The sequence below is a fragment of the Paenibacillus sp. cl130 genome, assembly GCF_900116035.1.
Classification (GTDB): domain Bacteria; phylum Bacillota; class Bacilli; order Paenibacillales; family Paenibacillaceae; genus Paenibacillus; species Paenibacillus polymyxa_B.
In genome coordinates this window covers 618,450-630,280 of record NZ_FOYG01000002.1, presented here as the reverse complement: position 1 = coordinate 630,280, position 11,831 = coordinate 618,450, and the positions used below count along the sequence as shown (strand labels likewise).

The following is an 11,831-nucleotide window of genomic DNA, read 5'->3' as shown; positions in this document are numbered from 1 at the left end:
AAGCTTGGACCAGGAGAAAAAACGGGCAATACTGTTGCATGAAATTGAGCATTGGCGGCGAAGTCGGCTGCTCCCTGAGCAATATTGCGATTTTTTGTCTAACCTGTATCGGGAGGACGAAGATCCGTCGCAGAGCCAGAACCGTAACAACACCGGGCTACTTACATATCTTAGACACGGGCATGGGATCGCCTGGCTTCTTGGTTTTGTCATTATTTCCTGCATTTGTTTGATCGGTTTTTATTTTACCGCTTTTCCGTTGGCAATGCAAATATTCTCGGCAAGTGCAGTTACTACGATTTGCTATGGAGTGGCCGCATTTTGGCGGTCTTCCGAAAAGAGTATGAGTGCGATGTTGAGCACTTTAGGCAGTGCGATTATGCTGGGTTCGGGTGTGTGGATCATTCAGCTCCATCAAGGTGAAGCTAGGGTTTGGTTTCTTTTGCTCGTAGGCCTATGCGGTGTGGTATGGTGTCTTGTGGGATTAACTTTGCGGATCAGCTTACTTCATTACTGTGGTCTTGCTGGGCTGCTTTTAGTGTACGCGGTCCTTATAGGCCGCCACTGGCCTACAGCAACTTTAGTGATGCTTGAGGCATTTTGGATTTTGCACGCAGTATTGTTGATCTGGCTAAGCTGGTGGGTACATCGCCGCTTTCCGGGTCTCGCTTTGATTTATTTCGCTATAGGCATGACACTAGCATTCATGGCTGAAGCAGACATGATTATCCTGCGCCATCAAGCGGCGGGTGATGTGGTATTTTACAGCATACTGAAGTTGGCATTTGTTGTAGGAATTTTATTTTGGACTCGAAAAAAATGGATTACGTGGGTGACGTCATGAAACTTTCTCAACGATTACAATATATTATGGAACAAATTCCTGCCGGGAGCAGACTTGCGGATATTGGCTCGGATCATGGACTACTCCCTGTGGCTGCAGTGCGTAGTGGCAGAGTACCGCAAGCCGTGGCGGGTGAGGTCAACGATGGTCCGTTACGTGCGGCTCAAAAGCAGGTGGCCGAAGCAGGTCTTACTGATCGCATTGCGGTTAGAAAGGGAGATGGCTTGGCTGTAATTAAGGCCAATGAGGTTGATGTTATTACGATAGCCGGCATGGGTGGTGCCTTGATCGCTTCCATTTTAGAGCAAGGGAAAGACAAGCTTGTTTCAGTGAAACAGCTTGTTCTACAGCCTAACGTAGGCGAGGATATCTTACGCCGTTGGCTCATCGAACATCAATGGGTACTAACAAGTGAACATATTATGGAAGAAGACGGAAAAATATATGAAATTCTGACGGCCGTACCTGATTCGGTAAGCCCACTGAAACAGGATGAGCTGTATCAACCATGGAAACTTCCCGATAGTTCGCTGGTACTGACACAGGATTTGTTAATGCAACTTGGACCGCTATTGGTCAAAGCACCGAATGAAATCTTTTTTTATAAATGGAAATTGGAGATTCGCAAGCTTGAGGATGTGCTGGCACAAGTGGCACGATCAGATCAGGAATCCGCACAGCATAAGCGGGAGCAATTGCGCAAGCAAATTGAACAGCTAGAGGAGGTACTTGCATGTTTGCCAAAGGACAGACAGTGATTAGCTACATGGAGCAGCTGGCTCCGAAATACTTGGCAGTTCCGGACGATAGAATCGGGCTTCAGCTGGGTAGTCTGCAAAAGGAAATCAAAAACATATTAGTAGCCCTGGATGTTAATGATGAGGTTGTCGAAGAGGCAATCCGCATAAAAGCTGATCTCATTATTGCACATCATGCGATTATATTCCGCCCACTTAAAGCATTGAACACGGATCAGCCTGCGGGCAGATTGTATGAAAAGCTGATCAAGAATGATATTGCTGTCTACATCAGTCATACGAATCTGGATACGGCTGAGGACGGCATGAATGACTGGATGGCGGAAGCTCTGGGTATTCAAAGTGAAGGTACGCTGGAGGATGTTCACACCGAGCAATTATTCAAGCTTGTTGTTTTCGTACCCAAAACACATCATCAACGGGTACTTGATGCCGTATTAGGGGCGGGAGCTGGACATATCGGCAACTACAGCCATTGCAGCTTTAACATTGACGGCTACGGAACTTTTGTGCCGGGTGAAGGCACACAGCCGTTTTTGGGTGAGCTGGGTAAAATGGAACGTAGTGAAGAGGTTCGTATCGAGACCATTGTACCGCAGGGTGTACGCAGTAAAGTTGTTCAAGCGATGCTGAAGGCTCATCCTTATGAAGAGGTGGCTTATGACCTGTACCATATGGATTTGCAAGGCCGTAGCTTTGGTTTGGGGCGGGTCGGCAAGCTCAAGGAAACCTGCACGTTACGGGAGTTTGTCGATGTTGTAAAAAACGGTCTCAACGTCGAGCATGTACGTGTGGTGGGCGACTTAGATCGTACGATCAAAAAGGCAGCCGTGCTTGGGGGCTCTGGTAGCCGTTATGTGAACAAGTCGCTCTTTAAGGGAGCTGACGTATTAGTCACGGGGGATATTGACTATCACACGGCTCAGGATGCCCTTATGGCGGGGATTGCTATTATTGACCCTGGACATAACGCTGAAAAGATTATGAAGCCTAAAACTGCAGAGTGGATGCGTAAACGCTTGGTAGAAGGTCGATACTCAACGGAAGTACATGTATCTCAGGTGGAAACCGAGCCTTTTCAATTTTTGTAAAATCTCAACATCTATGAGAAAATGAAGATGCTCTATTATTTTTTTTCGTAGGGAGAGGTTCTATGCGGACGCTGATAGCTGATTCTGCAATTCATGCCTATCCAGGCATGGTCGCTGTTGTTACTTCCCGCTATGAGGGGGAAAATAATGTAATGGCCTCAGGCTGGCATACCTATATCGGATCATCACCGGGCATGTATGGCATTTCACTGAGGAAGGAAACATATTCTCACGGTCTGATCGAGAAAAGCAGAGGCTTTGGTATTCAGTTTCTGCCTGCACACAGATCGGAATGGATTCAGGCTGTAGGTACCTTTAGTGGTAAAGATGTAGATAAGTTTCAGCAGTTTGGCATTGCATATGAGGATGGAATTTCAGTCAATGTGCCTATATTGCTGGAGGCTTATCTTGCTTATGAGTGTAAAGTCGTGGATATTCATACCTATGGAGATCATGATTGGATCGTCGGTGAAATACAGCAGACCTACCGAGATGATGAACTGTTCCTAGATGAGGACGTTCCTGATTTTAGTAAGCTTTCTATCCCGCTATACGTGGGAAGGTCTGCTTATTATGTGGCGGATGATTCATTGCAGAGAAAGGTGCATCCGTTTTATTTGAGCAAGTAAACAGAGATCTATACGTTTTACAATATTTTCAGGGTTGTATCATGCGCGCGTTCCCTGTATACTATGTAATGTTGTTCGGAAAGTTTGACAGACAATCGCTGGCGGCGTGAGCCGCGAGAGGAAAGTCCGGGCTCCATAGGGCAGGATGCTGGATAACGTCCAGTCAGCGCGAGTTGAAGGATAGTGCCACAGAAATGGACCGCCGATGGCCGCTTGCGGCACAGGCAAGGATGGAACCGAGGTGTAAGAGACCCCGAGGAACGCTGGTGACTTCGTTCCTGGTAAACCCCATCTGGAGCAAGACCTAATGGGACACAGCTTCTTCGCGAAGCAGCCTTAGCCCGAGGCGTGTCTAGGTTGGTCGCTGGAGCTGGATAGCAATGTTCGGCCTAGATAGATGATTGTCGCTTGTAGTGGGAGGGTAGTTCCCGTCTGTACCACGAATAGCACAGAACCCGGCTTACGGAAAACTTTCCCCACTGCAACACCTTAAAATGCATAAATTTAACTTTTGTAAATGACCTGTTTGCATGAAAGCTTTTAATCCAAATGTATTTATTGAATTAAAAAGGGTGTGTCATATTCCAACGGGAATCATGGCACACCCTTTTTAACATACCGTATTACGCAGACATAGTGCCTTCTTAGAATGAAGCCCCCAGCATAATTACTGGGGGCTTTCATTTTAATTTTTACTTCCTCTACCGTAAAACCGTTCGAGGATGAGGCACGTAGCTTAGCAACGCATTTGAATCTGTAGAAGCGAGGCCTGCACCTTTGTCCCAGATTCCACCATACTATTCAAATTCCAAACGAATCAGGGGTAACAGCGATCGTAAATCAAATGATTGGTGAAGCGGCCTCACGTACATATCCTGCCAACTCCATCATCGCACGCTTTTTACCACACTTTCCTCTGTGTACATCTTCAGTGCTCGATCCAATCGGTCAACCGCTTTAGGCAGCAGGGAAGGATCCGTATGCGTGAAGTTGATCCGCATGTGGTTGCTGCCACTTAGGTCAGCATAGAAGACTTGTCCGGGGACAAATGCGACTCCTTCCTGAATTGCGAGTTGCAGCAACCGATCAGAACGGAAGCCCTCGGGTAGAGTAACCCACATAAACATACCGCCGAGTGCATCATTCCAGGTGATTCCTTCCCATTGACGTTCTTTCATCAGCGATGTGAGACGTAGCATACGAGTGTAGTACTCGGCGGACACGGTACGAATATGTCCGTCCAAGTCAAAAAAGTCCAATAACTCATTCAAAGCACGTTGATCAATACTGCTGGAGTGCAGATCGGCAGATTGTTTGGCATTCGCGACTTTAACGACGATAGCTTGATCGGCTACCAACCATCCAGAGCGAACACCAGGAGCAACGGTTTTAGAGAATGTAGAAGTGTACATCACATGACCGTCTCCACCTAGCTGTTGATCAATTGAGAAAAGGGATGGAAAGTTAAGGTTTTCGTCAAATTTAAGACGTCCGTAAGGATCATCTTCAAAAATCAAAGTGCCGTATTTACGGCATAGTTCAACAACGCCTGTTCTGCGTTCCATACTCCAAACACTTCCTGCCGGGTTGGAGAAGGTGGGGATGACATACACGAATTTAGGCTGATGTTTTTTGATCTTGGCTTCAAGATCTTCTAATCGCATACCGTTAGAGTCTGTATCTACACTTACAATGTTGGCACCATAGGAATTAAATACCTGAAGAGCTGCCAAATAAGTAGGGGACTCCACCAATACAGTATCCTGCGGATCGAGCAACACACGCGAAACCAGATCAATGGTCTGCTGTGAGCCCGTCGTCATGATGATATTATCTCTGGTGACGGAGATGCCTTGGGATGACATGATTGCTGCAAGACGTTCCCGTAGAGGAATGTAGCCCTCGGTTAGGCCGTATTGAAGAGCGGTAGTACCGCCGAGACGAAATACCCGCTCATAGGCTTTAGCAACAGCTTCGATGGGGAAAAAGGCATCGGCCGGAAGGCCGCCTGCCAGAGATAATACATCTGTTCCCTGTGTCAGCTTTAAAATGTCCCTTACCATGGACGAGCCCTGAGTACGAGCCATACCCGAAAATTTGTGTTCCAATCCAATCATCTCCTGTGTTCTATACTGTACTATGAAATTTGTTGTATTATATCGATAATGAAGTATAACAGTAAACGTCTAAATGTAACAGTTGATTTTTGGAGGGGACGGTTCCGATGCATATTGATCTCAGCCGCAATAGCAGTGTCAAATTATATTTACAGATTGCCAAAACATTAGCAGATCGCATCCAGTCTGGATTGCTGCCTCAGGGTACAAAGCTTCCCTCTGTCCGTCATCTGTCCAGTCTGCTTGCGGTAAGTCCCGTAACTGTAAGCAAGGCGTATGCTGAGCTGGAGTCTATTCATTTGGTTACCTGTACACAGGGAAAAGGTTGCTATGTAGCGGAGCCTTCGGTAGCTGTTCAACGTGAGGGAGCGCAGGATTTGTCATGGCAAATGTCGCTGATCGATTATTTGCCGCGCGCACAGTTATGGAGAAACTTTAACCATAGCAGACAGTTTCCTTATTCTTTTCATATAGCAGCAATTCAACCGGAGCTTCTTCCTACACGCGAAATCATCGCTGATACTCAACGTCTATCCTCTGGAAATCCCGATGCAATGGCAGCATACGGGACTTTTGAAGGTGATTTAGCGCTGAGGGAAGTGTTTGCAGATCACCTGAACGAACGCGGTATATGCACAGTGGCAGAACAGCTGCTCGTGACTAGTGGTGCCCAACAGGGCATTGACTTGGTGGCACGGACCTTTGTTGGTTCTGGTGATGTTGTCTACATGGAGGCTCCTACATATACGGGGGCCATTGATGTGTTTACCAGTCGTGGTGCCAAAGTAATTATGATTCCGATGGATGAGCAGGGCATGAGGATCGATATCCTCACGCGTCTCTGTGACACTCATCCCCCAAAACTGATCTACACGATACCCACTTTTCATAATCCTACCGGAGTAACTTTAACGATGGCCAGACGCACACAATTACTGGATCTAGCTCAAAGTTATCATTGCCTCATTGTTGAGGATGATCCATTTTCCGACCTATACTATAAAACAAAGCCGCCACTCTCTATCAAGGCGCATGATCAGTCCGGACATGTGATATATATCAAAAGCTTTAGCAAAACCGTTGCTCCCGGCTGCCGTATAGCTTGTGTAGCGGCCACTGGCAGTGTAATGGATCGTTTGGTGGCTGCCAAGTCTACTACGGATTTGGGGAGCCCTCTATTAACGCAAAAAGCGCTACTGCCCTTTATCAAGAATCGACTTGATCAGCATCTTGTTTGGTTGCGGGAACAAATGCGGGATCGGTTGACAGTCGCGTTGCATACGCTCCAGCGCTATGCTCCGCCAGAGGTCAGCTGGTATGCTCCCGAAGGCGGCTTAAATGTGTGGATTAAGCTTCCACCTAATGTTGATATTCCAGAATTGGAGCGGCTGGCTGACCGAGAAGGAGTTTCCTTTTTACCTGGTGCAGTATGCTATGCAGGTGGTATGGACAGTAATCATATCCGTATTTCTTTTTCGTATGCGGACAAGGAAACACTTAAAACAGGTCTTCACAAACTGTGCCGTTTGTTGGGCGAACTGCCTGATCATTCGGTCATTGTTGAACGGAAGCCTATTTTATAAGGGATATTTGTATTAGGGGGTAAACATCCAAGCACAGCACACGCCTTCTTAATATGCTGTACTAATTCACCGAAAGGAGTTGCACATTATGAGTCATTGCCCCTACGACCCGATCGTGTGCCCGCCGATCCAATTTGTAAATCATCAATTTTTCCCACAAGTCGTGCCTGTGGTTCATCCGATTGAAATTGTTAATCAGACGCACATTGTACCTGTACCTCATCACGTATTTCCGGTGAGTATAAAGGACCCTGGAGAACCTTGCTGTCATACTCGCAGCCATGGCAAGCGTCCTGTTCGCAGCAGTTCCAAGCGTTAATAAAGCCCAAAAAAGCAGCCATGGAGCAACATGGCTGCTTTTTTCCAATAAGGAATCTTACGTTTCCAGTTTCTTTAATATTGATTTTAACTTGTCACTTAAATGCTGTGGATAGAATTGCAAAGGAACATATGGACGTTGTGCTGCTTTCAACGCTTTATACACGTCAATTTGACCATATCCGAAATATTTGTCATGCCCGGGTGTGCCCAAGTCAATTACGCTGCTTCTCATTAAATCCATAACCTCTTTGTTGGTCAGATCGGGGTTAATGGATCGAATCAGTGCAGCAAGCGCTGATACATGGGGACTGGCCATTGAAGTACCCGACAGTGCAGCATATTGGTTCCCTGGGTACGTACTGGCAATACTTGCACCTGGAGCCATGACGTCTACATAATCTCCATAGTTAGAAAAGGATGCACGGTGCATAGAAGAATCTGTAGCGGAAACGGCAAATACTTCAGGATACGCTGCTGGATAGCCAGGTCGTTCCGTATTGTCATTACCTGTAGCTGCAACTAATACGACATCTTTATCATAGGCGTATTTGATCGCATCATGCAAAAATTCAGCTTGTGCGTAATTGCCCAGACTCAAATTGATGACCTTAGCCCCATGATCAGCTGCCCATATAATACCTTCTGCAACCGAGTAAGTCGTACCGGATCCGGATTGGTCAAGTACCTTAATCGGCATGACTTTGTTGTACCATGTCATGCCAGCGACCCCCTCACCATTATTCACGAGGGCAGAAATGATGCCAGCGACGTGCGTTCCGTGACCGACGTCATCATAAGGCTTTTCAGACGGATTTACCACGTTATGACCTGAAAGGATTTGACCTTTTAGGTCGGGGTGATCCAAATCTACTCCCGTATCTACGACAGCGACAATTACGTCCTTGCTGCCTTTGCTTAATTTCCAACCCCGGTTGGTTTCAGTAGCCGGCAGATTCCATTGATAGCGGGAAAAGAGCAAATCATTGGGGATAGAGCTGTCCGCTTTGATGGGTGTTTTCTCATTGGTTAGATACATATAGTGAGGCTCAGTATAAAGCGGGTTCCACTTTCTTGAAAAATATTGCTTTAGTTCCTTGAAGTTCATCTTATCCGAATGAAATACATAGGTATAACCAAGCTTGCGACCTGGCTCACAGTGTAAATCTGCTGCAATTTCCTGCAGTTGTCGTGAATCAGGATTGTGACGGAAGCGAACGACAATTTCGTTTTCGAAATAATGGCTTGCATTTTCGTTGTCATGGCCCGTCTTGACAGTAATATCGTGCAATGTGTCGGGATGTACGGATTCGATTTTGTAGCTGCCTTCTTTTGGATAGGGAATCAAACGCAAATTCTTCCGCTGATGCTTCTCCACGTCACGCAATACTTGCTGACTGATCAGGGCAGCAACGCCGCATGTTCCGTCAGCCGATGGTTCTGCCATGACAAAATATTTACCGCCTTCAGCCTGAAATGCAGCAGATTCGTAGGATTTATTTTGCATGACGGAACGGCGAGCCGCAGCCAAGCTGCTTTTGATTTGAGGATGACTGAGCAGACGAGTTTGTGCTTTGCTGCCCGTATAGGTGCTCGTGTTCCCGTCGCGTGTGTGAATCCACAGTAACGTATGAAGATGACTGTGCGATTGCTGCAGTGTGCGAGTAAACTGTCTTTTCTGATCAGCAGTTTTACCATCAAGCTCCCGCATCACGTATTGAATATCCTGCCTTGCATCCATGCGTGTGAGGGTATCCGTAGCGGACAGGTCCAAAGCCAACATTCCTTTTTTGAGCTGCTTCTCTTGCTGTGGCACCATCTTGGCCGTATATTCGGGTTGCGGTGTAGGGCGATGATCACGGGAAGGCAGCATCAGTGTGATGAGAAGCACCCCGGCAGCTGCTCCTAGCAGGGGTTTTAACCATTTTCGCCGAGACATGGGACCGTCCTCCTTGAGTATTCATAAATTTATGGTTTAGCGTGAGGAGGTTGGCATGTTTTTATACCTTTCAATGCTCATTTGTGGTAGGATAAATACTGAAAATTACAGCTCTTTCGGTTAGAAGGGACTATTTTCGGGTAACCAAATTGATGAACAAGCAACAAATAAGGGGGAGCTGCCTTGATGTCAGCAGTCAACGTACAAAAATTATGTGAGTCGGCGCAGGAGAGACTGAAAACTGCCGTGAAACGGGTGGAAACATTCCTCAATGAGCATGCTCTGCCGCAACTGGTTGCAGATGGCAAAGAGGAGTCCGTACTTTTTTACAAAGGCTTTTTGTCGGATCTCCGTCATGTCCTTGTTTTTTCCGAAGTATCTTATGAAAAGCTGGGTGTGGCTTTACGCCGTGCCAATTTTGACGTCGATTTTGCGGAAAAGGCATTGTATAACGTTTACCATGACTGCGTGAACAGCTTTTTTTATCCCAAAAATGAATCTTACGCAGAGGATGGACGCTATGCGTATACGGGACAAGATGCTATCCGCTTCCGTAAAACGCCAGTGCCAGCCGCTCGCGAAGTGATCATGGACATTACGAAAAATTTTGAAGAATTGCGTGATGATCTGACTTATTATGAAAGTGACTATTTGACTCAGCGCCGGATGCAGACTCGACGTACTCATGCCTAAAGCATTCAACGGGGAAGATCATTTCTAATCAAAAACTAAAACAAGACAAGCAAGCCGTTTTCTACTTGCTTCCTGCCATTTTGGAGGAGGTGAAGGAAGCGGCTTTTTTCGTATGTCACCAACTGCCATATACCATGAACGCATAGGTGCAGGGTAGCGGGGGGACAATGAATCCGAGGTGATGATCATGAGCCAAGAGGCCAAGCCAATCGTTAAGTGTAGCGTAGCCAATTGCCATTATTGGGGAGAAAACAACTTGTGCAAGGCAGATTTGATCATGATTGAAGTTGATGGTCATGCTGGAAAGAAATTTAAAGAAGAATATGCGGGAGAAAGCTTCAGTTCAGAAGAACGTGATAAGGCTGCCACGTCAGCCGCAACCTGTTGCCACACTTTTAAGCCGAAGTCCGTGTGAATTTTATTACGCGATTCATTTCGCATTTGGAGGTGCAGTTTATTATGGAAGATCATGAAAACGACAAGCATCAGAATGAAGAGCATGTTAGCCGCAAACGTGTAGATTACCCCCGTCATATTCATGAACGATCTGCCAAGCGCCGTAATGATCGTGAAGAATATGCAGCAGAGGTTGCTCCCGGCTCAGTTGTGACTCGACATGGGGTCAAGGGTGAAGAGCAGATTATAAACAATAGTGGTCGTATTTCTGGCTATATTGGTCTGGCTGCAGGAATTGCCTCATTGTTTATGTGGTCAATTGTGCTGGGGCCTATTGCTGCAGTTTTAGGTTTTTTTGCTTATGTGAATGGCAGCAAAACGACCGGCATTTGGTCGATTGGTCTTGGGGCGCTGGCGACATTGAGTTATTTTGCTTTTATCCCGTTCGTTCGTTGACCCTACTGGAGGAAAAAGCTCAGTTTTCTTTTGTATATCCGAGAAAAATCATCTTAGCGATATAATTCATTAAAGCTGATCTAAAAAGCTCCGCTGTCTTTTCGACAGAAACGGAGCTTTTTTTCATTAAAAGGTATGGAAGTACATAGTAAAAAGTTGTATCATAGCAGTAATGACAAGCTATTTGGGATACAACAACTATAGAAAGTTGGGAACACCACATGCAAATTGATCCGCGCGTGTCCAAGTCCATGTTAGACATGCAGCTGTTAAATAATATGAGTGCTACAACCCAGACGGGTACAACGGACGCTTTTTCCGGATTACTGGAACAAGTAGGTCAGTTGGAAACAGATGGTGCTGTGACTCGAGAAAATTCAAGTGATGTTACCAGAGACGAAAACGGTTTACTATGGCTTCAATTGGGACCTTCCAGGGGAACGGCTTCGTCACTGTATCCCGCTCCTTCCAGTACAGCAACAGACGGACCCACAACACCTACAGCATATGATGATTTGATTAACGAGGCTAGTCAGAAATACGGCATTCCAGTAGCTTTGATTAAAGCAGTTATTGATACGGAATCTTCATTCAATCCGTCGGTCACTTCTTCGGCCGGAGCCAAAGGGCTTATGCAGCTTATGGATGCTACGGCTCAAGGTCTGGGAGTCAGTGACCCATATGATCCTGTTCAAAATATTGATGCAGGTGTTCGTTATTTGTCTTACCAGATTAAACGGTTTAACGGACAAGAAAATATGGCGCTGGCTGCATATAATGCAGGTCCCGGACGGGTGCAGCGGCTTGGTGTAAATAGTGATGAACAGTTAATGGCTGTACTGGACAAGCTTCCGCTGGAAACGCAAAGATATATTACCAAAATTCAAAATGCACGTGAAAAATATACGATCTAAGCCCTATAGCTTATAACGAAAAAAAATGCGTAATTTCAATTAGATTAGGTCCGCAGACAGGATCAATATGGGGAAAGCGTGTCGCTATAATGT

At 46.2% G+C, this 11,831-nt stretch carries 12 protein-coding genes and 1 other RNA gene; 11 read left to right on the top strand and 2 right to left on the bottom strand.

Annotated features, from left to right (window positions below):
* Positions 1-4: 4 nt before the first annotated feature.
* The 5 genes from BM358_RS09080 (at position 5) to rnpB (ending at position 3,800) form a co-directional block, all read left to right on the top strand.
* On the top strand, positions 5-844 hold the full coding sequence (locus BM358_RS09080; RefSeq protein WP_023989477.1) for a hypothetical protein: 840 nt from the start codon (positions 5-7) through the stop codon (positions 842-844).
* A complete protein-coding gene (locus tag BM358_RS09075; RefSeq protein WP_023989476.1) occupies positions 841-1,602 on the top strand; it encodes a tRNA (adenine(22)-N(1))-methyltransferase in 762 nt (253 codons plus the stop codon). Before BM358_RS09080 ends, BM358_RS09075 begins: the two co-directional genes overlap by 4 nt.
* On the top strand, positions 1,578-2,693 hold the full coding sequence (locus BM358_RS09070; protein ID WP_028540462.1) for a Nif3-like dinuclear metal center hexameric protein: 1,116 nt from the start codon (positions 1,578-1,580) through the stop codon (positions 2,691-2,693). Before BM358_RS09075 ends, BM358_RS09070 begins: the two co-directional genes overlap by 25 nt.
* 62 nt (positions 2,694-2,755) lie before the next feature.
* Entirely contained in the window at positions 2,756-3,322 is a 567-nt protein-coding gene (locus tag BM358_RS09065; RefSeq protein ID WP_028540463.1) for a flavin reductase family protein, read from the top strand.
* Positions 3,323-3,401: 79 nt separating this feature from the next.
* Positions 3,402-3,800, top strand: an RNA gene (gene rnpB, locus BM358_RS09060) — RNase P RNA component class A.
* Between the two features lie 409 nt (positions 3,801-4,209).
* Here the strand turns inward: rnpB and BM358_RS09055 are convergent.
* The gene (locus tag BM358_RS09055; RefSeq protein WP_028540464.1) at positions 4,210-5,430 is read right to left on the bottom strand and encodes an aminotransferase-like domain-containing protein; all 1,221 of its coding nucleotides are present in this window, start codon (positions 5,428-5,430) and stop codon (positions 4,210-4,212) included.
* A 116-nt stretch (positions 5,431-5,546) separates the two neighbouring features.
* Here BM358_RS09055 and BM358_RS09050 point away from each other — a divergent pair, with 116 nt between their 5' ends.
* Both BM358_RS09050 and BM358_RS09045 read left to right on the top strand, forming a co-directional pair.
* Positions 5,547-7,022 (top strand): MocR-like pyridoxine biosynthesis transcription factor PdxR, encoded by a 1,476-nt coding sequence (locus BM358_RS09050; RefSeq protein ID WP_028540465.1) that lies wholly within the window; start codon positions 5,547-5,549, stop codon positions 7,020-7,022.
* Between the two features lie 88 nt (positions 7,023-7,110).
* Positions 7,111-7,341, top strand: a complete 231-nt coding sequence (locus tag BM358_RS09045; RefSeq protein WP_071558470.1) for a hypothetical protein — start codon at positions 7,111-7,113, stop codon at positions 7,339-7,341.
* Positions 7,342-7,398: 57 nt separating this feature from the next.
* Here the strand turns inward: BM358_RS09045 and BM358_RS09040 are convergent, their stop codons facing one another.
* Positions 7,399-9,279, bottom strand: a complete 1,881-nt coding sequence (locus BM358_RS09040) for a S8 family peptidase (RefSeq protein ID WP_028540466.1) — start codon at positions 9,277-9,279, stop codon at positions 7,399-7,401.
* A 186-nt stretch (positions 9,280-9,465) separates the two neighbouring features.
* On the opposite strand from BM358_RS09040, the gene BM358_RS09035 reads away from it, so the two are divergent.
* The 4 genes from BM358_RS09035 (at position 9,466) to BM358_RS09020 (ending at position 11,738) form a co-directional block, all read left to right on the top strand.
* Positions 9,466-9,972 carry a YpuI family protein gene (locus tag BM358_RS09035; protein ID WP_028540467.1) on the top strand — a complete coding sequence of 169 codons (507 nt, stop codon included), beginning with the start codon at positions 9,466-9,468 and terminating at the stop codon, positions 9,970-9,972.
* A 187-nt stretch (positions 9,973-10,159) separates the two neighbouring features.
* A complete protein-coding gene (locus BM358_RS09030; RefSeq protein WP_013311120.1) occupies positions 10,160-10,387 on the top strand; it encodes a DUF1540 domain-containing protein in 228 nt (75 codons plus the stop codon).
* Positions 10,388-10,431: 44 nt separating this feature from the next.
* Positions 10,432-10,824 (top strand): hypothetical protein, encoded by a 393-nt coding sequence (locus tag BM358_RS09025; RefSeq protein ID WP_028540468.1) that lies wholly within the window; start codon positions 10,432-10,434, stop codon positions 10,822-10,824.
* Positions 10,825-11,045: 221 nt separating this feature from the next.
* On the top strand, positions 11,046-11,738 hold the full coding sequence (locus tag BM358_RS09020) for a lytic transglycosylase domain-containing protein (RefSeq protein ID WP_023989469.1): 693 nt from the start codon (positions 11,046-11,048) through the stop codon (positions 11,736-11,738).
* Positions 11,739-11,831 lie beyond the last annotated feature (93 nt).